Genomic DNA, 19,361 nt, shown 5'->3' on the forward strand with positions numbered 1-19,361 from the left:
TTGAACTGTGATAATTCACACGCACAGAACATCCACCCGCAATCATCAAAGCGTCGCAGGAACAGTCACCAGAACGTGCAGAATGATTCAGTCCTTATCCAAAGACTTTTAAACGCAGAAGGCTCCTTGTCTTTCGACAAGGAGCCTTCTGTGAAACATATCAGGCGTTCGACACAGCGCGGTGAAAGGTCAGGCTGCGACCGGAGTATCCATCCCCAACAACCGGCTGACCTGCCCCAGTTCGGTCTCGCGGCGCAAGGCGGTAAACAGCGCGACAGCTTCGGGGTAGTTGCGCGTCAGCATTGCCAGCCACTGCTTCAACCGGCCAGGGGCCTGGCGCTCGGTCAACTGTGCGACCGACTGGGTCCAGAAGTCCTGGAGCATGGGTTGCATTTGCGCCCAGGTCATTTCCACGACGTCTTCGCCTGCACGCGCGGCGGCGATTTGCCGGGCCAGGTCCGGACGCGCCACCAGGCCGCGACCGAGCATGATGTCTTCGACACCACTGATCTCCCGACAGCGCCGCCAGTCTTCGACGCTCCAGATATCGCCGTTGGCGAACACCGGCACCTTGACCACCTCCTGCACACGCGGAATCCATTCCCAGTGGGCGGGCGGCTTGTAGCCATCGGTCTTGGTACGCGCATGCACCACGATATGCGCCGCACCGCCTTCGGCCAGGGCCGTGGCGCACACCAGCGCGCCATCCGGGCTGTCGAAGCCCAGGCGCATCTTGGCGGTCACCGGGATATGGGCCGGCACGGCACGGCGCACGTGTTCAACGATCTGGTTGAGCAGCTCCGGCTCCTTGAGCAGCACCGCACCGCCGCGGGACTTATTGACGGTCTTGGCCGGGCAGCCGAAGTTCAGGTCGATCACCTCGGAACCCAGCTCGCAGGCCAGGGCGGCGTTTTCCGCCAGGCATACCGGGTCGGAACCGAGCAATTGCACGCGCAACGGCACACCGGCTGCGGTGTGGGCACCGTGCAGCAGTTCCGGGGCGAGCTTGTGGAAATACGCCGGGGTGAGCAGGCGGTCGTTGACGCGAATGAACTCGGTCACGCACCAGTCGATACCGCCCACGCGGGTCAACACGTCCCGCAGGATGTTGTCGACCAACCCCTCCATGGGCGCCAAAGCAATTTGCATGGAAAACACTCAACAAAAATCGTGGCGCAGTTTACTGGGTTTCCCGCGGCAACCGTTAACCCCCTGTCAGGGCGGGACCATAACCGTCGAGAAATTCGGCCGGCATGCGCTTGGGCCTGCCGCTGGACAATTCGATGCAGACAAAGGTGGTGTGCGCCCGCAGCAAGGTCGCACCGTCACGCGGGCGTACCAGCTGGAAACGACGGGTCATCTTCAGGCGCTGGTCCCAATCGACGATCCAGGTGGCCAGCTGCAGCTCATCGCCTTCGTAGCCTGCCGCGAGGTAATCGATTTCATGGCGCACCACGGCCATGGCACGGTCCAGGCGGCGGTACTCGGTGAGGTCCAGCCCCAGGCGCTGGGAATGGCGCCAGGCGCAGCGCTCCAGCCAGGACACGTACACCGCATTATTGGCGTGCCCCAGGCCGTCGATGTCTTCAGGGGCGACCTGCAGATCGATGATAAACGGCGTTGCCAAATCCCAGCCCATGCCTTGCTCCAGTCGATTGATGTCGGCGGGAGCAGTGTATCAGGCGGTTTGCCGGTCCTGTAGACGACAGCCGGCCAACAGCGCCAGCACGCCCTCGATCACCCGGGGATCGGCCAGCACTTTCTGGTGCCCGCCTTGCTCCAGGCGCAGCAGGCGGCTGTCGAACCAGGCTTCGTGGATGGCTTGAGACGCCTTGACCGGAACAAAGGTATCGTCTTCGGCGTGCACGATCAGGCCGGGGATATTCATCTGGTAGTGGGCCACATCCAGGTGCTTGAGCGGCATGCCGAACGTCAACTCCACCTCCTGGATAAACGCCGAGCGTGCCCGCGCCGGCAGACCGACCATGGTGGTAAAGCCGCGCAGCACATCCAGGAAGCGCGACGGTGCGGCGATGCTCACCAACGCCTCGGTACGCAGCCCCAACTGCACTGCCAGCATCGCACTGGCGCCGCCCATGGAATGGCCGATCACGGCGTGCAGCGGCGGCAGTTCGGCAGCCGCCTCCAGCATGGCTCGGGCGAACAGCAGCACGTGAGCTTCCCGTCCCGGCGAACGACCATGGGCCGGACCGTCCAGGGCAATCACCGAGTAACCGTTGCCTACCAACGCGGTGATCAAGCTGGCGAACTGGGTTGGCCGGCCTTCCCAGCCGTGCATCAACAACACCGCAGGGCCTTGGCCCCAGCGCAGGGCCGACAGGCCGAAACGCAAGGTGATGCGCTCCGATTGCGCCAGCAGCGGCAGCTCCCAGTCACGTGGCGGCAGGTCGCGTGGCGTCATGAAGGCACGCCGCATCTTGTTGGCCACGGTTTGCGGTGCCAGGTGTCCAACGGTGCCGTTGAAGCGACGAATCCAGGTTAACGCGCCCATCCTCGCACCCTCTTCTAGCGCACAGCCGACTTGGCCGCGCGTAACACTCGGTCCGACAACTCGCCCGGCCCCAGGGCACGCGCCAAGGCCAGCCCGCCGATCATCAACGCCATATCAGCCAAGGCTTTGTCAGTGTCTTCGGGACTCGCGGCAAGCTGGGCCGCCATCAGTTCCACATGCTCGCTCAGCGCCTCGCGGAAGGCGTCCGGCAGCCGCGCCATCTCGCCCACGGTGGCCGGGATCGGGCATGCCTGGACTGTAGAATCGCGGTGCTTGCGTGACAGATAAAACGCCGCCACCAGGCCCCTGCGCTCTTCTCCCGTCAGCTGTGCGTCCATATCGTCGATAGATGCACGCCGCCGCGCCAACAACTGGGTGAACGCCTCCAGCATCAAGGCGTCCTTGCTTTCGAAGTGCGCGTAGAAACCACCGACGGTCAGCCCCGCCGCGCCCATGACTTCGCCCACGCTAGGCTCGGCCGGACCACGCTGGGTCAATGCAGCGCTGGCGGCTTGCAGAATACGTTCGCGGGTTTGCGCTTTTTTATCGCTCATCGTTGCCTCCGACTTTCATGGGTTGAATATTATTACCATAATAATATTTAGCAAGCGACAAGCATGACCACTGGTCAGCAGAGCAAAGGGAATGGGGAGAGAGAATTGGCCAAACGCCAGACAAACAAAAGGGCCATTCAATAATTGAATGACCCTTAAAAATCCCGCAGAGCGGGTAATCGTGGCGTCCCCTAGGGGACTCGAACCCCTGTTACCGCCGTGAAAGGGCGGTGTCCTAGGCCACTAGACGAAGGGGACACAAACCTTCTATACAACTGACCAGGCTGAGACTGGTCGATTCAAGGATGGAGTGGCCAAAACCTTGAACCTATAAATTGGTGGAGCTAAACGGGATCGAACCGTTGACCTCTTGCATGCCATGCAAGCGCTCTCCCAGCTGAGCTATAGCCCCGGATTTTTCGCCTCGCGGCGCAGCAGACCTTTCGAACTGCTTGTTGAAACTGGCGTCCCCTAGGGGACTCGAACCCCTGTTACCGCCGTGAAAGGGCGGTGTCCTAGGCCACTAGACGAAGGGGACAAAACCTTCTGTACAGCTGACCAGCGCTGAGAGCTGATCGATTCAAGGACGGTGTGGCCAGACCTTGAACCTGTAGATTGGTGGAGCTAAACGGGATCGAACCGTTGACCTCTTGCATGCCATGCAAGCGCTCTCCCAGCTGAGCTATAGCCCCTCATCGGTGAGGACGGGGCGAATCTTAATGGCGGTTTGGAAAGGTGTCAAATTTATTTTCAACATTTTCCAAAATTTTTTGCCGGGATAACAATCACTTACCGACGAAACCCCGGAAAACCTGGGTTTCGTCGCTGCAACGGACTGCTTAAGCGATAGCGCCCAACAGCTTTTCCCACTCTTTGTTTTCTTTCTTCGATACACCACCAAGCAAATCAAGGGCTTGGCGCAGGCGGAAACGGGTCAGGTCCGGGCCGAGAATTTCCATCGCATCCAGCACCGACACCGAACTGGCCTGCCCGGTAATCGCGGCAAACATCAGCGGCATGGCATCGCGCAATTTCAACTCCAGGGATTCCACCACCGCCTGGATCGTCGCAGTGATCGCGTCCTTCTCCCACTGGCGCAGGCTTTCCAGCTTCCACAGGATCAGTTGCATCAACTGGCGAACCTGGTCACCAGAGAGTTTCTTCGATTCGAACAACTTGGCATCCGGGTTAACGCCACCGGCAAAGAAGAAGCTGGCCAACGGTGCGACCTGGCTGAACGTCTCCACCCTGCCCTGCACCAGCGGCGCGATCTTCATCATGTATTCAGGGTTCAGCGCCCATTGCTGCACGCGGCTGGCGAATTCTTCCACCGGCAGATCACGCAGCCACTGGCCATTGAGCCACGAGAGTTTCTCGATATCGAAGATCGGCCCGCCCAGGGACACGCGGGACAGGTCGAAGTTATCGACCATTTCCTGCAGGGAGAACTTCTCGCGCTCGTCCGGCATCGACCAGCCCATGCGCCCCAGGTAGTTGAGCATCGCTTCGGGCATGAAGCCCATGCGCTCGTAGAACGTCACCGAGGTCGGGTTCTTGCGCTTGGACAGCTTGCTCTTGTCCGGGTTACGCAGCAGCGGCATGTAGCACAACTGCGGCTGTTCCCAGCCGAAGTATTCGTAAAGCAGGATCAGCTTCGGCGCCGATGGCAGCCATTCTTCACCGCGAAGTACGTGGGTGATGCCCATCAGGTGGTCGTCGACCACGTTGGCCAGGAAGTACGTCGGCAGGCCGTCGGTCTTCATCAACACCTGCATGTCCATGCGGTCCCACGGGATCTCGACGTCACCGCGCAGCATGTCCGGCACCACGCACACGCCTTCGCTCGGCACCTTCATGCGGATAACGTGAGGTTCACCGGCGGCCAGGCGGGCAGCCACTTCCTCTTTCGACAGCAGCAATGCGCGGCCATCGTAGCGCGGGGTTTCGCCACGGGCCTGTTGCTCGGCGCGCATCTGGTCGAGTTCTTCAGCGGTGCAGAAACATGGGAACGCATGACCCATGTCCACCAATTGCTGGGTGTACTGCTTGTAGATGTCGCTGCGCTCGCTCTGGCGATACGGACCGTGCGGGCCGCCAACGTCCGGGCCTTCGGCCCAGGTAATGCCCAACCAGCGCAGGGCATCGAAAATCTGCTGTTCCGACTCGCGGGTGGAGCGCAGTTGGTCGGTGTCTTCGATCCGCAGGATGAATTCACCGCCGTGCTGCTTGGCAAAGCAGTAGTTGAACAAGGCGATGTAGGCAGTGCCGACGTGGGGATCCCCAGTAGGCGATGGCGCGATGCGCGTGCGGACGGTGGTCATGGCAGGTCTCGAATGGGCGATATAACTGAAATTGAAACAAGGGGCGAATGGTAACAGCCTGGGTGATTTCTGGAAAACCGAGGCGCAGCCATCGGGGGCAAGTCGAATCGTCGCACCGCCCCTCCCACATTTGACGGTGTTCACGAGTCAAAGTGTGGGAGGGGGCTTGCCCCCGATGAGGCCAGCCCAGCCACCGCAGATCAGACAGCCAGCAACCGCTCGCGCAACTTGCCAATCTCATCGCGCGTCTGCGCCGCCGCCTCGAACTCCAGGTCGCGCGCCAACTGGTACATTTTCTCTTCCAACTGGCGAATCCGCTTGGTGATCTCACTCGGCGAGCGCAGTTCGTTTTCGTACTTGGCGCTTTCCTCGGCGGCCTTGGCCATGCCCTTGCGCTTCTTGCTGCGCGAGCCCGGCACGGTGGCGCCCTCCATGATGTCGGCAACGTCCTTGAACACGCCCTTGGGCGTAATGCCGTTTTCCAGGTTGAAGGCTATTTGCTTGTCGCGACGGCGTTGGGTCTCGCCAATCGCCCGCTCCATGGAGCCGGTGATGCGGTCCGCGTAGAGAATCGCCCGGCCATTGAGGTTACGCGCCGCGCGACCGATGGTCTGGATCAGCGAGCGTTCGGAGCGCAGGAAGCCCTCCTTGTCTGCATCGAGGATCGCCACCAGCGACACTTCCGGCATGTCCAGGCCTTCGCGCAGCAGGTTGATGCCCACCAGCACATCAAAGGTGCCCAGGCGCAGGTCGCGGATGATTTCCACGCGCTCCACGGTATCGATGTCCGAGTGCAGGTAGCGCACGCGCACACCGTGGTCGGCGAGGTAGTCGGTCAAGTCTTCGGACATGCGCTTGGTCAGCGTGGTGACCAGCACCCGTTCCTCCAGCGCCACGCGCTTGGTGATTTCCGAGAGCAAGTCGTCGACCTGGGTCAGCGCCGGGCGGATTTCGATCTCCGGGTCGACCAGGCCGGTGGGACGCACCAGTTGCTCGATCACACGGCCGGCATGCTCGGCCTCGTAGTTGCCCGGCGTGGCCGACACAAAGATGGTCTGCGGGCTGATGGCTTCCCACTCGTCAAAGCGCATCGGCCGGTTATCCAGTGCCGACGGCAGACGGAAGCCGTACTCCACCAGGGTTTCCTTGCGCGAACGGTCGCCCTTATACATGGCGCCCACTTGCGGCACGCTGACGTGGGATTCGTCGATCACCAGCAGTGCGTCGTCGGGCAGGTAGTCGTAGAGGGTCGGCGGCGGCGCGCCGGACTCACGGCCCGAGAGGTAGCGCGAGTAGTTTTCGATGCCGTTGCAGTAGCCCAGCTCGAGGATCATCTCCAGGTCAAAGCGCGTGCGTTGCTCCAAACGCTGGGCTTCCACCAGCTTGTTGTTGGCGCGCAGGTACTCCAGGCGCTCGGCCAGCTCGACCTTGATGCCCTCGATGGCGCCCATCAAGGTTTCGCGCGGGGTCACGTAGTGGCTTTTCGGATAGAAGGTGAAGCGCGGCAGCTTGCGGATCACCTCGCCGGTCAACGGGTCGAAGGCCGACAGGCTCTCGACTTCATCGTCAAACAGCTCGATGCGGATCGCCTCCAGGTCGGATTCGGCCGGGTAGATGTCGATCACATCGCCACGCACGCGGAAGGTGGCGCGGGCAAAATCCATGTCGTTGCGGGTGTACTGCAGGCTGGTCAGGCGGCGCAGCAGCTCGCGCTGGTCGAGTTTGTCGCCGCGGTCGACGTGCAGCACCATCTTCAAATAGGTTTCCGGGCTGCCCAGGCCATAGATGCACGACACCGTGGTGACGATGATCGCGTCCTTGCGCTCCAGCAGCGCCTTGGTCGCCGACAGCCGCATCTGCTCGATATGGTCGTTGATCGACGCATCCTTCTCGATAAAGGTATCGGAGGACGGTACATACGCTTCGGGCTGGTAGTAGTCGTAGTAGGAAACGAAGTATTCCACCGCGTTGTTCGGGAAGAACGCCTTGAACTCGCCGTACAACTGCGCGGCCAGGGTCTTGTTCGGAGCCAACACCAGCGTGGGGCGGTTGATCTGCGCAATCACGTTGGCGATGCTGAAGGTCTTGCCCGAACCGGTCACTCCGAGCAGCGTCTGGTGCGCCAAGCCGGCCTCGATGCCTTCGACCATCTGGCGAATGGCCTCGGGCTGGTCGCCGGCAGGTTCAAAGCGGGTGACTAGTTGGAAATCCGACATAACGTACCTCTTGAAGTCACCCCAGACTGTAAACCCGTCGGGGACGAAAAAGACCACAACCCGCGAAGTTTCAGAGCGGGTCGTAGGAAAAAACCATGATAGCTGTAGAAGTGGTGGCGAATGTGACGGGTTTCAAGGCAATCGTCCTGTCTGCCGTGGTTGATCAATGTTGCAATAAGACTAACGGTCGGCAAATAAACCGAAAAACTTGGCCGAAAAGCCGTTTCGGTTGTCGCCCTCAGCGGTGATGGCCTCTATACTAGCTCCCCGTTTGTGCACCGCTCTAGTGCATTCGGCTGGAGCGCGACACGTCCCTCCCTTCTCCCATAGAGCTGCCGCAAAAATGAGCCTGTTCTCCGCTGTCGAAATGGCACCACGCGATCCAATCCTGGGCCTCAACGAAGCATTCAACGCCGATACACGAACCACCAAGGTTAACCTTGGCGTGGGCGTTTACTGCAACGAGGAGGGGAAGATTCCACTCTTGCGTGCCGTTGCCGAAGCGGAAGCCATTCGCGTGGCGCAACACGCCGCCCGTGGCTACTTGCCGATCGACGGCATTGCGGCCTACGACAAGGCCGTGCAGACCCTGCTGTTCGGCGCTGAATCGCCACTGCTGAACGCTGGCCGCGTCACCACCGTGCAAGCGGTAGGCGGCACCGGCGCCCTGAAGCTGGGTGCAGACTTCCTCAAGCAATTGCTGCCAGGCGCCGTCGTTGCCATCAGCGACCCGAGCTGGGAAAACCACCGCGCCCTGTTCGAAACCGCCGGTTTCCCGGTGCAGAACTACCGCTACTACGACGCCGCCACCCACGACGTGAACCGTGCCGGCCTGCTCGAAGACCTCAACGCCCTGCCGCCCCAGTCCATCGTGGTGCTGCACGCCTGCTGCCATAACCCGACCGGCGTCGACCTGAGCCCGGCCGACTGGCAGAACGTGCTGGACGTGGTCAAGGCCCGGAACCTGGTGCCGTTCCTCGACATGGCCTACCAGGGCTTTGGCGACGGCATCCACGAAGACGCCGCCGCCGTGCGCCTGTTCGCCGAGTCGGGCCTGACCTTCTTTGTCTCCAGCTCGTTCTCCAAGTCGTTCTCCCTGTACGGCGAGCGTGTGGGCGCGCTGTCCATCGTCGGCGACTCCAAGGAAGAAAGCGCGCGCATCCTGTCCCAGGTCAAGCGCGTGATTCGCACCAACTACTCCAACCCGCCAACCCACGGCGCAGCGATTGTTGCCGCAGTGCTCAACAACCCTGAGCTGCGCGCCCAGTGGGAAGCCGAACTGGCCGAGATGCGCCTGCGCATCCGTGGCATGCGTGAGCAGATGGTTGCCGAGCTGGCCAAGGCTGCGCCGGGCCACGACTTCAGCTTCGTCGGTCGCCAGCGCGGGATGTTCTCCTACTCCGGCCTGACCGTTGAGCAAGTCACCCGCCTGCGCAGCGAGTTTGGTATCTACGCGCTGGATACCGGGCGTATCTGCGTGGCGGCGTTGAACCAGTCGAACATTGCTGCGGTAACAAAGGCGATTGTTCAGGTTCTATAAGCCTGACGACGTCATACGAAGGGGGAAGCCGATGGCTTCCCCCTTTTTATTGGCGAACCCACTAGACTGAACCCTGATTGCCCCTTTGCTGTGAGAGCCCTATGAGAAACGACGACCTGGACCTGCGCGCCGACCGCGACGAATTGCACGACTACACCCCGCGCGCGCCCCAAGCCAAGCGCCAGAAAAGCCTGGTGTTGCAGGTGGCGCTCGGGGTATTCCTGGGCGGTTTGGCGTTGTGGCTGGTGCAATTGGGCGCGACGGCAATCATGGCCAAGCTGGCCATGGGCACCTTCCAGTTCGGCGGCTAGGCCGACGCCACACCCTGCTCCTCCAGCAACTTCACAAAACTGTTCAAACTCTGCGACACCGTGCCACGGCGCCAGATCAGCCAGGTATACAGGGTGCGGAAACTGTCCGTCAGCGGCCACACGCTCACCGTGGTAAACCCCGGCATGCTTTCCAGCATGCTGCGTGGCATCAGCGCCAGGCCGGCCCCGGCGCTGACACAGGCGAGCATGCCGTGGTAGGACTCCATCTCGAAGATCCTCCCCGGCACCGCGCCGTCCTGTGCGAACCAGCGCTCGAAATGGTGCCGGTAGGAACAGTTGGAGCGAAAGGTGTAGATGCTCTCCCCGTTCACATCCTGCCCTCGCGTGATCGGCGCGTGGTGCAGCGGCGCAATCACCACCATCTCCTCCTCGAACACCGCCACGCCTTCCAGGGTGGCATGCAATACCGGCCCATCGACGAACGCCGCCGCCAGCCGTCCCGACAATACGCCCTCGATCATCGTGCCTGAAGGCCCGGTGCTCAGGTCCAATTCAACCTTGGTGTGCTTCTGGTTGTAGGCCGCGAGCAGCGCCGGGATGCGCACCGCCGCCGTGCTTTCCAGGGAGCCGAGGGCAAATGCGCCCTGGGGCTCCTCCCCCGCCACCGTCGCGCGGGCTTCCTGCACCAGGTCGAGAATACGCCGCGCATAACCGAGGAAATTCCATCCGGCGGGCGACAGGCGCAGGCGACTCTTCTCGCGGATAAACAACTCCACGCCCAGATCCTGCTCCAGTTGCTTGATGCGCGTGGTCAGGTTCGACGGCACCCGATGAATCAACTGTGCGGCGGCGCTGATGCTGCCTTGCTCGGCAACGGCCTTGAAGATTTCCAGCTGCACCAAGTCCAAGTCATTCTCCAATCGTGAATGTATTACTTAATATTATTCAGTTTCCAGAAAACATGCATCCCCGTAGGCTGAACCCATTCCACTCTTTCAGCCGGACGGTGCCATGAACGCTATTTCCCACCAGACCCACGCCCTGTCGATCAACCCCGCCACCGGCGAAACCGTCGGCAGCTATCCCTACGAAAACGCCGCGCAACTGGACGCAGCCCTCGACCGCGCCACCGCAGCCTTCCGCACCTGGCGCCGCCAGCCAGTCAGCCAGCGTGCCGAACTGCTGCTGGCCCTGGCCGGCGCACTGCGCGATCAAGCCGAAGAAATGGCGCAGATGATCACCCTGGAAATGGGCAAGCCCATCACCCAGGCCCGCGCCGAAATCGAAAAATGCGCCCAGCTCAGCGAGTGGTATGCCGCCCACGGCCCGGCCATGTTGGCCCCGGAACCCACCCTGGTGGACAACGGCAGCGCCCGGATCGAATACCGCCCGCTGGGCCCGATCCTCGCCGTGATGCCGTGGAACTTCCCGGTATGGCAAGTGCTGCGCGGCGCCGTGCCGACCCTGCTCGCCGGCAATACCTACGTGCTCAAACACGCGCCGAACGTGATGGGCAGCGCCTACCTGATGAAAGCGGCGTTGCAGAAAGCCGGTTTCGCCGAAGGCCTGTTCGAAGTGATCAACGTGACCCAGGACGGCGTCTCCACCGCCATCGCCGACCCGCGCATCGCCGCCGTCACCCTCACCGGCAGCGTACGCGCCGGCATGGCCATCGGCTCCCAGGCCGGTGCCGCGCTGAAGAAATGCGTACTGGAACTGGGCGGCTCCGACCCGTTCATCGTACTCAACGACGCCGACCTCGACGCCGCCGTGCAGGCCGCCGTGATCGGTCGTTTCCAGAACAGCGGCCAGGTCTGCGCCGCCGCCAAGCGCCTGATCATCGAGGCCGGCGTGGTGGACGCCTTCACCGCCAAGTTCGTCGAAGCCAGCCGCGCGCTGGTGATGGGCGACCCGACCTCGGTCAGCACCTACGTCGGCCCGATGGCGCGCTTCGACCTGCGCGACGAGCTGCACGGCCAGGTCCAGGCCACCCTGGAAGAAGGCGCCACCCTGCTGCTGGGCGGCCACAAAGTCGCCGGTGCTGCCAACTACTATGAGCCGACCGTACTGGCCGACGTCACCGACCAGATGACTTCGTTCAAACAGGAACTGTTTGGCCCCGTGGCGTCGATCATCACCGCCCGCGATGCCGACCACGCCGTGGCCCTGGCCAATGACAGCGAGTTCGGCCTCACCGCCAGCCTCTTCACCACCGACCCGGCCAAGGCCCGCGACATCGCCAACCAGCTGGAAACCGGCGGGATCTTCATCAATGCGTTCAGCGTGTCCGACCCTCGGGTGGCGTTTGGCGGCGTGAAGAAGAGCGGGTTCGGGCGCGAGTTGTCGCATTTTGGCCTGCGCGAATTCTGCAATGCGCAGACCGTATGGCTGGATCGCAAGTAGCAGCAGTGAACAAATGGCGTTAGCATTCTGTCCACTCGGCTTAACAGCATGTTTTTAGGGTCAGGATCGCACTGTGGAAAAGCTAAATCGCCTTCAAAGCGGAATCGAAGGGCTGGACGCTCTGCTCAAGGGAGGGCTGGTGTCTGGGGCGTCCTACATCATTCAGGGCCGCCCCGGCTCAGGTAAAACCATCCTTGCCAACCAGCTGGGGTTTCATCACGCGCGTAATGGCGGCCGAGTCCTGGTTGCCACGCTGTTGGCGGAATCCCACGACCGCCTTTTCCAGTTCCTCTCTACCCTGAGCTTTTTTGACGCCTCCCGTGTCGGCGCCGAAATCCAGTTTGTCAGCGCCTTCGACACCCTGGAAAACGAAGGCCTCGACGAAGTGGTCAAGCTGCTCAGGCGTGAGATCAGCAGGCAGAGGGCCACCGTCATGGTGGTGGACGGCTTGTTGAACGCGCGTTCCAAGGCCGACTCGCCGATCGACACGAAAAAATTCATTTCCGAACTGCAAGGGCATGCCGCCTTCGCCGGTTGCACGGTGTTGTTCCTCACCAGCTCACGCCTGGATGACGGCAGCCCCGAGCACACCATGGTCGATGGCGTGATCGAAATGGGCGAGGAACTGTTCGGCACCCGTTCCGTGCGCCGTATCCAGTTACGCAAGACCCGCGGCAGCGGCGCGCTCACCGGCCTGCACGAGTGTGAAATCAACGACGACGGCCTGGTGGTGTACCCGCGCCTGGAAAGCCTCTATGGCCGGCCGTCCGCGCCCGACAGCGCCGACCTGACGCGCATCGCCAGCGGTATCGGCTCGTTGGACGGCATCCTCGGCGGCGGGCTGCACAGTTCCAGCGTGACCCTGGTCATGGGGCCGTCGGGCATCGGCAAGACCACCCTGGGCCTCAAGTTCCTCTCGGAATCGACGGTAGACGCCCCCGGCCTGCACTTCGGCTTCTACGAAAGCCCTCAGCGCCTGCGGCTCAAAGGCCAATCCCTGGGCATCGATATCCAGAAGATGGAAGACAGCGGCGCACTGACCATCGCCTGGCAGCCCACCACCGAAGGCCTGCTGGACGGGCTGGGGGCGCGATTGCTGCGCCTGGTCGAGGAAAAGGGCATCAAGCGCCTGTTCATCGACAGCTTGAGCGGCATGACCCGCGTCTCCAACAACCCGGCACGTATCACCGATTTCTACAGCGCACTGATGAACGAACTGCGCGCCAGGGGCGTCACGGTCTTCGCCACGTGGGAGATGCATGATCTGTTCGGCGCGGAGGTCACTTCCCCCGCGTCTGAACTGTCGAGCATTGCCGACAACCTCATGCTTATGCGTTTCTTCGAGATTCAGTCTGAACTTAGAAGGACGCTTTCCATTCTTAAGGTCAGAGACAGCTTTTATGACCCCTCATTATTGGAGGTGGTGATCCGTGACCAAGCCGTTGACTTAAGAAAGGTTTCAACAAATGCCCCCTCAGTTGCATCCAATTCAGCGCTGCCTGGTTCAGCTTTTTAAGTCTTTGGGTAGGTTGAATTGACATGGCCACTATCCTGGTCGTCGATGACGAGTACTTGATCGCCGATATCCTTGCCTACGCACTGGAAGATGAGGGGTTCATGGTCGTCACAGCTGGCAATGGGAAAAAGGCGCTGGAGGTGCTGGAGCGAGAACGGCCGTCGCTGATCATCACCGATTTCATGATGCCGGTGATGGACGGTGAGGAGTTCGCCGAAGCGGTGCGCGCGCTGCCGGCCGTCAAGCACCTGCCGATTATCCTGATCAGCGGCGCGCAGGCCCATATCGGCATGCAGCGCTCGGACCTGTTCGATGCGGTGCTGGACAAGCCGTTCGACATCAACAAGCTCATTACCAAGGTGAAGGAACTGCTGGGGTGACCTCAACTGCGGATATGCCGGCGCACACACTGCACCAGCCCATCCAGCGCCTGCGACTTCACCGGCGCGAGCACGCACACCGTATGTTCCTGCTGGCCTTCCTTCACGGTCAGGGTGTAGTGCACCTGGCCCGGATTTCCGGGCTCTGGCGTGGTGCTCTGCGGCAACTGAAAGAAGTTTGAAGCCTCGATCAGTTGCCGCAACTCTTGCTGGTCCGGCTCGGGCAACGTGTTCAACTCCACCGTACGAGGCTTGGTCAAACCCGGAAAAAACGCCGGCCCGCCGTTTTCCTTGATCGAAATTTGCATGGCTGTTCCTCACGTCAGACGTTAATGCCAACCGCTTTCCAGCCCTCCTTGACCGCCTTGTGCTCATCCTTGTTCGCGCCGTAGAGACGACCGGCGATATCGTAGGTTATACGCGCAAAACGTAAAAACCCCGAGTTAGGCCGCAACCGCGCATCGCGCAGCGCGTCATACCAGATACGTCCTGCGCGCTCCCAGGCAAACCCGCCAATCCGGGTCGCCACCTGATAGAACGCATGGTTGGGAATGCCGGAATTGATATGCACCCCACCATTGTCCTCGTAGGTCTGGACAAAATCATCCATATGCCCTGGTTGGGGGTCCTTGCCCAGCAGCTTGTCATCGAACGCGGTGCCGGGGGCCTTCATCGAACGCAGGGCCACGCCTTTGATCTTCTTGGTGAACAACCCTTTGCCGATCAGCCAATCGGCGTCTTCGGCGGTTTGCTTCAACGCATACTGCTTGATCAGTGAGCCGAACACGTCCGAGAGTGACTCGTTCAGCGCGCCGGACTGATTGAAATACATCAACTTGGCCTCGTCCTCGGTGACGCCGTGGGCCAATTCATGGCCAATCACATCGAGGGCCACCGTGAAGCGGTTGAACAACTGCCCATCGCCGTCGCCAAACACCATCTGGGTCGAGTTCCAGAACGCATTGTTATAGTTCTGGCCAAAGTGCACGGTGGCATCCAGCGCCATGCCGGCATCGTCGATGGAGTTGCGGTCGAACACCTCTTCGAAAAAATCGAACGTGGCACCCAAGCCGTCATAGGCTTCGTCCACGGCGGCGTCGCCACTGGCGGGCTGGCCTTCACCGCGGACCAGCTTGCCCGGCAGGCTGTCGGTGCCTTCGGCGCTGTAGATCGAGCGCCGTTTGCCGGCGCCCATGACCAGGGCCATGTGGGCCGGCCCTTTGGCGGGCACTGCGACCATGCGCAGCGAACGGAACGTGCTGTCCTTGGCGCGGGTGCGCAGCGCGATGTCGCGCTGGGCCTTATCACCGTGACGCGCGATCTGGTCGAGCATATACGGCGGGATCAGGCAGAAAATCGGGTTGCGATGGTGGCGATCACACATTAGCTGGCTCCCTGTTGGCATATGGTGTAGCTCCGGTAACCGTTTGAGGATAGCCCCCCAGGGTTAACCCGTGTCATCAATTGTCATCAATCTATGTTGCAGTCGTGTTTATCCAAGGAGGACTTACCCATGCCAGCCCGCAAAGCCAAAATCGATCTTGCGCACCGCCCACGACTCGCCGATCTGCGCCCGTTGATCGCGACCAATCCCACCCTGATGGAAGCCCGGGCGGCGACGCCCCGTGTCACCGCGGCCAAGGATCTACAGGACCGACAGGGCTACGCCGAGGACTTTCTCAGCAGCTTCGCAGTGCCCTGGCCCACCGCCGCTGAGGCATTGGCGGACGACGTCCAACCGCTGCGCCTGGACTACACGCATTTCTCGGTGACGATGTCCCGTTCCCGACGACTGGCGCTCTACGTGGGCGTCAATATCGATGGCGGGCAGCATGTGGAGATAGTCCGCAGCAACGACACCTGGGCCTACGATGGGCGCCTGCCGATCAGCGCCCAGGTGGGCGAAGAGCTCTATGCCAGCAATGGCCTGGATCGCGGCCACCTGGTACGGCGCCAGGATCCCAACTGGGGCGACGCGGCAAACACCGCCAACCTCGACACCTTCCACTTCACCAACTGCTCGCCGCAGATGAGCGGGTTCAACCAGAAGACCTGGCTGGAACTGGAGGACTACATCCTCAATAACACGCAGCGTTGGAAAGCCCGGGCAACGGTGTTCAGCGGCCCGGTGTTCGCCGACGACGACCGCCTTTACCGTGGCATCAGAATCCCCAAGGCGTTCTGGAAAGTGGTGGCCTACCTCAGCGATGACGGCAAGCCCTCCGCCAGCGCCTATATGATCGACCAAAGCCGCGAGCTGGGTCAGCTCGACCTGATGTTCGGCCAGGTCAGGACCTACCAGCGCAGCGTGATCCAGATCGAACAATTGACCGGCATCCGCTTCGCCAACCTGGCGGACTACGACGGCTTCAGCAACGAAGAGCGCGCCACGGGCACGCGAATTGAAGCGCTGATCCGAGGCCCCGAGGATATTCGTCTCTGACCGGGCCCCCTTCGGGCTGTATCGCCTGGCCCTAATCAACTACCATACCGCGCCGGTTCCCGAACGGGACTAATAGGGAATCCGAAGCGCGGTACACCGCGTCAATCGGAACTGCCCCCGCAACTGTAGGTGCCGAGCCTGCTCCCCACTGCCACTGGACCGCGTCCGGGAAGGCCGGAGCGTGGCGACGACGCATCAGTCAGGAGACCTGCCGGCCCAGTAATCACTAACCGGCGGGGTGTCCGGGAAGGGCATCCTTGCCTGCCCGTTCGGCAGCGGTCGAGGGCGTATTTCCGAACCGTACCTGCCCTGTTTCCACGTACGGTCCACACGGAGATCGCCTCATGCTGCCACGCGTTACCGCCCTGATCAGCGGCCTGGGTTTCTGCGCCCTGGCCCACGCCGCGCCAACTCAGTACCCGCTTACCCTGGAAAACTGCGGCAGCACCCTCACCTTCCCGCAGGCGCCCGCGCGCAGCGTGACCATCGGCCAGGCCGCCACCGAAATGCTCTATGCCCTCGGCGTGGCTGACCGCGTGGTGGGCACCTCGCTGTGGTTCAACAGCGTGTTGCCGCAGTTCAAGGCGCAGAACGACGGCATCGAGCGCCTGGCCAACAACGAGCCCAGCTTTGAAGCGGTGATCGCCAAGCGCCCGCAACTGGTGGCCGCCGAGCTGGAATGGGTGGTGGGCCCGCAAGGCGTGGTCGGCACTCGCGAGCAGTTTCACGACCTGAAGATCCCCACCTACCTGCTGCCCTCCGACTGCGAAGGCAAGGACAACCTGGTGGGCGCCGACGGCACGCGGCTGGAGCCGTTCCGTATCGAGACGATCTACAAGAGCATCCGCCAGCTGGCGCAGATTTTCGATGTACAGGATCGCGGCCAACAGTTGAACGATGAGCTCCAGGCGCGCCTGGCCCAATCCGTGGCCACCGTGCAGAGCAAAGGCCTCAAGCAGGCCAGCGCGCTGGTGTGGTTCTCCAGCGCCGAACTGGCCAGCGACCCCTACGTGGCCGGCCACAAGGGCATTCCGGAGTTCATGCTCGAAACCCTCGGTTTGCACAACGTGGTGCAATCCGATGAAGAATGGCCCGCCGTCGGCTGGGAAACCCTCGCCAAGGCCAACCCGACCTTCCTGGTAATCGCCCGCATGGACCGCCGCCGCTACCCCGCCGACGACCATGAAAAGAAACTCGCCTTCCTGCGCAGCGACCCGGTCACGCGCAACATGGACGCGGTGAAAAACAACCGCATCATCATCCTCGACGCTCTCGCGCTGCAGGCCAGCATCCGCATGTTCGACGGCCTTGAACACCTGGCCACGGCCATCGACGGCTACGACCTGCCGCAATGATCCGGACCTTACTCGCCCTGGCGCTATTGCTGATCGCCGTGCTCGCCGGCGTGGCCATCGGCGAAACCGCCATCTCGCCCCAGGTGGTGCTGCAGGTGCTCGCCAACAAACTGTGGGCGGCCGGTTACGTGCTGGACCCCATCGATGAAGGCGTGGTGTGGAACTACCGCCTCACCCGTGCCCTGGTGGCCGCCGCCTGCGGTGCGGGGCTGGCCACCTGCGGGGTGATTTTGCAGTCGTTGCTGCGCAACCCGTTGGCCGATCCGTACCTGCTGGGCATCAGCGCCGGGGCTTCGACCGGCGCGGTGCTGGTGGCGCTGATGGGCGTGGGCGGCGGGCTGATTTCACTGTCGGCCGGCGCCTTTGTCGGCGCGATGGCGGCGTTTGCCCTGGTGATCCTGCTGGCGCGGGCCAGCGGTTCGTCCAGCGGCACCGGGCAGATCATCCTCGCCGGCATCGCCGGCTCGCAGCTGTTCAATGCACTTACCGCGTTCCTGATCACCAAGTCCGCCAGCTCTGAACAGGCGCGCGGCATCATGTTCTGGCTGCTGGGCAACCTCAGCGGCGTGCGCTGGCCGTCGGTGTGGCTGGCGGTGCCGGTGGCGGTCACCGGCCTGGTGGTGTGCCTGTGGCATCGTCGCGCGTTGGATGCGTTCACCTTCGGCACGGATTCGGCCGCGTCCCTGGGCATCCCGGTACGCCGCGTGCAGGTGGTGCTGGTGGGGTGCGCGGCGCTGGTGACGGCGGTGATGGTGTCGATTGTCGGCTCCATCGGCTTTGTCGGCCTGGTGATCCCCCACGCGGTGCGCCTGCTGCTCGGCACCGGGCATTCGCGCCTGCTGCCCGCCAGTGCGCTGGGCGGCGCGTTATTTTTGATTGCGGCCGATGTGTTGTCGCGCACCTTGATCAAAGGCCAGGTGATCCCGGTCGGCGTGGTGACGGCGCTGGTGGGCGCGCCGGTGTTTGCGCTGATCCTGATTGGCCGGAGGAATGCGCGATGAGCGTACTGAGTTGCACCGGCCTGGGCTTCAAGGTGCGTGAGGCGGAATTGCTGCGCGATATCCACCTGGAGGTGCAACTGGGGGAAACCCTGGGGATTGTCGGGCCCAACGGCTCCGGCAAATCCACCCTGCTCAAACTGCTTGCCGGCCTGCGCACACCGGCCAGCGGCGACGTGCGCCTGGGCGGCCAGCGCCTGGGCGACCTGTCCCGCCGCGCCATCGCCCAACAGCTGGCGGTGGTAGAGCAACAGGCCGACACCGACGACGCCATCCGCGTGTTCGACGCCGTGGCGCTGGGCCGTACACCGTGGCTGTCGGCGCTGAGCCCGTGGTCCGGCGACGACGACGCCATCGTGCGCCAGGCCCTGCATGATGTGGACGCCACCCACCTGAGCCACCGCGCCTGGCGCAGCCTCTCCGGCGGCGAGCGCCAACGCGTGCACATCGCCCGTGCCCTGGCGCAACGGCCGCAGATCCTGTTGCTGGATGAGCCGACCAACCACCTGGATATCCAGCATCAACTGGCGATTTTGAAAGGCGTGCAAGGCTTGCCGGTGACCACCCTCATCGCCCTGCATGACCTGAACCAGGCGCTGACCTGCGATCGCCTGGCCGTGCTGGACCGTGGGCGCCTGGTCGCGCTGGGCAAGCCGCTGGAGGTGCTGACGCCACAGCGACTACAGGAGACATTCGGGGTGCAGGCGCATTACCTGACGGACCCGTTTGATGGGGCGCAAATACTGCGGTTGCGGTCTAACTGAACAGGACATGTCCACTACACCGGATCCTAATGTGGGAGGGGGCTTGCCCCCTCCCACATTAGGATCTACAGAGGCCTGCGCATATGG

The 19,361-nt window shown here is 62.4% G+C and carries 18 protein-coding genes, 4 tRNA genes and 1 riboswitch; of the genes, 9 read left to right on the forward strand and 13 right to left on the reverse strand.

All coding sequences use genetic code 11. The features are described from left to right. Window positions 1-189: 189 nt before the first annotated feature. The 10 genes from BLQ09_RS01520 to uvrB all read right to left on the reverse strand — a co-directional run bounded on the left by BLQ09_RS01520 (window position 190) and on the right by uvrB (window position 7,603). Window positions 190-1,149: a tRNA dihydrouridine synthase gene (locus BLQ09_RS01520; protein WP_092354923.1), complete on the reverse strand. Its 960-nt coding sequence runs from the start codon at window positions 1,147-1,149 to the stop codon at window positions 190-192. Window positions 1,150-1,204: 55 nt separating this feature from the next. Continuing rightward, complete coding sequence (locus BLQ09_RS01525) at window positions 1,205-1,639, reverse strand: acyl-CoA thioesterase (RefSeq protein WP_027604062.1); 435 nt, start codon at window positions 1,637-1,639, stop codon at window positions 1,205-1,207. Window positions 1,640-1,678: 39 nt separating this feature from the next. Beyond that, window positions 1,679-2,512 (reverse strand): alpha/beta hydrolase, encoded by an 834-nt coding sequence (locus BLQ09_RS01530; protein WP_027604061.1) that lies wholly within the window; start codon window positions 2,510-2,512, stop codon window positions 1,679-1,681. Window positions 2,513-2,526: 14 nt separating this feature from the next. Beyond that, window positions 2,527-3,066 (reverse strand): TetR/AcrR family transcriptional regulator, encoded by a 540-nt coding sequence (locus BLQ09_RS01535; RefSeq protein ID WP_027604060.1) that lies wholly within the window; start codon window positions 3,064-3,066, stop codon window positions 2,527-2,529. Between the two features lie 182 nt (window positions 3,067-3,248). Beyond that, a tRNA-Glu gene (locus BLQ09_RS01540) sits at window positions 3,249-3,324 on the reverse strand. Window positions 3,325-3,402: 78 nt separating this feature from the next. After that, window positions 3,403-3,478: transfer RNA gene (locus BLQ09_RS01545), tRNA-Ala, on the reverse strand. 50 nt (window positions 3,479-3,528) lie between these two features. Then, window positions 3,529-3,604 (reverse strand) — tRNA-Glu (locus BLQ09_RS01550). Between the two features lie 78 nt (window positions 3,605-3,682). Continuing rightward, window positions 3,683-3,758: transfer RNA gene (locus BLQ09_RS01555), tRNA-Ala, on the reverse strand. A 147-nt stretch (window positions 3,759-3,905) separates the two neighbouring features. Beyond that, complete coding sequence (gene gltX, locus BLQ09_RS01560) at window positions 3,906-5,387, reverse strand: glutamate--tRNA ligase (RefSeq protein WP_005789780.1); 1,482 nt, start codon at window positions 5,385-5,387, stop codon at window positions 3,906-3,908. 200 nt (window positions 5,388-5,587) lie between these two features. Continuing rightward, window positions 5,588-7,603: an excinuclease ABC subunit UvrB gene (uvrB, locus tag BLQ09_RS01565; protein WP_027604059.1), complete on the reverse strand. Its 2,016-nt coding sequence runs from the start codon at window positions 7,601-7,603 to the stop codon at window positions 5,588-5,590. Window positions 7,604-7,946: 343 nt separating this feature from the next. Here uvrB and BLQ09_RS01570 point away from each other — a divergent pair, with 343 nt between their 5' ends. Together BLQ09_RS01570 and BLQ09_RS01575 are read left to right on the forward strand one after the other, a co-directional pair. Then, window positions 7,947-9,143: an amino acid aminotransferase gene (locus BLQ09_RS01570; RefSeq protein ID WP_027604058.1), complete on the forward strand. Its 1,197-nt coding sequence runs from the start codon at window positions 7,947-7,949 to the stop codon at window positions 9,141-9,143. 101 nt (window positions 9,144-9,244) lie between these two features. Continuing rightward, on the forward strand, window positions 9,245-9,454 hold the full coding sequence (locus tag BLQ09_RS01575) for a hypothetical protein (RefSeq protein ID WP_016970937.1): 210 nt from the start codon (window positions 9,245-9,247) through the stop codon (window positions 9,452-9,454). On the opposite strand, the gene BLQ09_RS01580 is transcribed toward BLQ09_RS01575, so the two are convergent. Further along, on the reverse strand, window positions 9,451-10,323 hold the full coding sequence (locus tag BLQ09_RS01580) for a putrescine utilization regulator PtrR (protein WP_092354926.1): 873 nt from the start codon (window positions 10,321-10,323) through the stop codon (window positions 9,451-9,453). The two genes, BLQ09_RS01575 and BLQ09_RS01580, sit on opposite strands and share 4 nt — an antisense overlap. A 103-nt stretch (window positions 10,324-10,426) precedes the next feature. On the opposite strand from BLQ09_RS01580, the gene BLQ09_RS01585 reads away from it, so the two are divergent. The 3 genes from BLQ09_RS01585 to BLQ09_RS01595 all read left to right on the forward strand — a co-directional run bounded on the left by BLQ09_RS01585 (window position 10,427) and on the right by BLQ09_RS01595 (window position 13,714). Next, window positions 10,427-11,818 carry an aldehyde dehydrogenase family protein gene (locus BLQ09_RS01585; protein WP_092354929.1) on the forward strand — a complete coding sequence of 464 codons (1,392 nt, stop codon included), beginning with the start codon at window positions 10,427-10,429 and terminating at the stop codon, window positions 11,816-11,818. Window positions 11,819-11,891: 73 nt separating this feature from the next. Beyond that, window positions 11,892-13,334, forward strand: coding sequence for an ATPase domain-containing protein (locus BLQ09_RS01590; protein ID WP_092354933.1), 1,443 nt, complete (start codon window positions 11,892-11,894; stop codon window positions 13,332-13,334). A gap of 23 nt (window positions 13,335-13,357) precedes the next feature. Continuing rightward, complete coding sequence (locus BLQ09_RS01595) at window positions 13,358-13,714, forward strand: response regulator (RefSeq protein WP_027604054.1); 357 nt, start codon at window positions 13,358-13,360, stop codon at window positions 13,712-13,714. A gap of 2 nt (window positions 13,715-13,716) precedes the next feature. Here BLQ09_RS01595 and BLQ09_RS01600 read toward each other — a convergent pair whose 3' ends face one another. Further along, window positions 13,717-14,022, reverse strand: a complete 306-nt coding sequence (locus BLQ09_RS01600; RefSeq protein ID WP_027604053.1) for a protealysin inhibitor emfourin — start codon at window positions 14,020-14,022, stop codon at window positions 13,717-13,719. A 14-nt stretch (window positions 14,023-14,036) separates the two neighbouring features. Then, entirely contained in the window at window positions 14,037-15,098 is a 1,062-nt protein-coding gene (locus BLQ09_RS01605; protein ID WP_027604052.1) for a M4 family metallopeptidase, read from the reverse strand. Window positions 15,099-15,227: 129 nt separating this feature from the next. Here BLQ09_RS01605 and BLQ09_RS01610 point away from each other — a divergent pair, with 129 nt between their 5' ends. From BLQ09_RS01610 to BLQ09_RS01625, 4 genes are all read left to right on the forward strand, one after another. After that, window positions 15,228-16,157 (forward strand): DNA/RNA non-specific endonuclease, encoded by a 930-nt coding sequence (locus BLQ09_RS01610; protein WP_092354936.1) that lies wholly within the window; start codon window positions 15,228-15,230, stop codon window positions 16,155-16,157. 36 nt (window positions 16,158-16,193) lie between these two features. Next, window positions 16,194-16,388: riboswitch (cobalamin riboswitch) on the forward strand. 113 nt (window positions 16,389-16,501) lie between these two features. Continuing rightward, entirely contained in the window at window positions 16,502-17,512 is a 1,011-nt protein-coding gene (locus tag BLQ09_RS01615; RefSeq protein WP_027604050.1) for an ABC transporter substrate-binding protein, read from the forward strand. After that, the gene (locus BLQ09_RS01620; protein ID WP_027604049.1) at window positions 17,509-18,513 is read left to right on the forward strand and encodes a FecCD family ABC transporter permease; all 1,005 of its coding nucleotides are present in this window, start codon (window positions 17,509-17,511) and stop codon (window positions 18,511-18,513) included. The genes BLQ09_RS01615 and BLQ09_RS01620 overlap by 4 nt, the downstream gene beginning before the upstream one ends. Then, complete coding sequence (locus tag BLQ09_RS01625; RefSeq protein WP_092354939.1) at window positions 18,510-19,274, forward strand: ABC transporter ATP-binding protein; 765 nt, start codon at window positions 18,510-18,512, stop codon at window positions 19,272-19,274. The genes BLQ09_RS01620 and BLQ09_RS01625 overlap by 4 nt, the downstream gene beginning before the upstream one ends. Window positions 19,275-19,361 lie beyond the last annotated feature (87 nt).

The organism is Pseudomonas sp. NFACC25 (assembly GCF_900100935.1).
Taxonomy (GTDB): Bacteria; Pseudomonadota; Gammaproteobacteria; order Pseudomonadales; family Pseudomonadaceae; genus Aquipseudomonas; species Aquipseudomonas marginalis.

Coding starts and splice junctions, on each gene's coding strand:
- BLQ09_RS01620 (WP_027604049.1), top strand. CDS start 17,509: ATGATCCGGACCTTACTCGCCCTGGCGCTATTGCTGATCGCCGTGCTC.
- uvrB (WP_027604059.1), bottom strand. CDS start 7,603: ATGTCGGATTTCCAACTAGTCACCCGCTTTGAACCTGCCGGCGACCAG.
- BLQ09_RS01605 (WP_027604052.1), bottom strand. CDS start 15,098: ATGTGTGATCGCCACCATCGCAACCCGATTTTCTGCCTGATCCCGCCG.
- BLQ09_RS01585 (WP_092354929.1), top strand. CDS start 10,427: ATGAACGCTATTTCCCACCAGACCCACGCCCTGTCGATCAACCCCGCC.
- BLQ09_RS01615 (WP_027604050.1), top strand. CDS start 16,502: ATGCTGCCACGCGTTACCGCCCTGATCAGCGGCCTGGGTTTCTGCGCC.
- BLQ09_RS01595 (WP_027604054.1), top strand. CDS start 13,358: ATGGCCACTATCCTGGTCGTCGATGACGAGTACTTGATCGCCGATATC.
- BLQ09_RS01625 (WP_092354939.1), top strand. CDS start 18,510: ATGAGCGTACTGAGTTGCACCGGCCTGGGCTTCAAGGTGCGTGAGGCG.
- BLQ09_RS01520 (WP_092354923.1), bottom strand. CDS start 1,149: ATGCAAATTGCTTTGGCGCCCATGGAGGGGTTGGTCGACAACATCCTG.
- BLQ09_RS01570 (WP_027604058.1), top strand. CDS start 7,947: ATGAGCCTGTTCTCCGCTGTCGAAATGGCACCACGCGATCCAATCCTG.
- BLQ09_RS01575 (WP_016970937.1), top strand. CDS start 9,245: ATGAGAAACGACGACCTGGACCTGCGCGCCGACCGCGACGAATTGCAC.
- BLQ09_RS01535 (WP_027604060.1), bottom strand. CDS start 3,066: ATGAGCGATAAAAAAGCGCAAACCCGCGAACGTATTCTGCAAGCCGCC.
- gltX (WP_005789780.1), bottom strand. CDS start 5,387: ATGACCACCGTCCGCACGCGCATCGCGCCATCGCCTACTGGGGATCCC.
- BLQ09_RS01600 (WP_027604053.1), bottom strand. CDS start 14,022: ATGCAAATTTCGATCAAGGAAAACGGCGGGCCGGCGTTTTTTCCGGGT.
- BLQ09_RS01530 (WP_027604061.1), bottom strand. CDS start 2,512: ATGGGCGCGTTAACCTGGATTCGTCGCTTCAACGGCACCGTTGGACAC.
- BLQ09_RS01610 (WP_092354936.1), top strand. CDS start 15,228: ATGCCAGCCCGCAAAGCCAAAATCGATCTTGCGCACCGCCCACGACTC.
- BLQ09_RS01525 (WP_027604062.1), bottom strand. CDS start 1,639: ATGGGCTGGGATTTGGCAACGCCGTTTATCATCGATCTGCAGGTCGCC.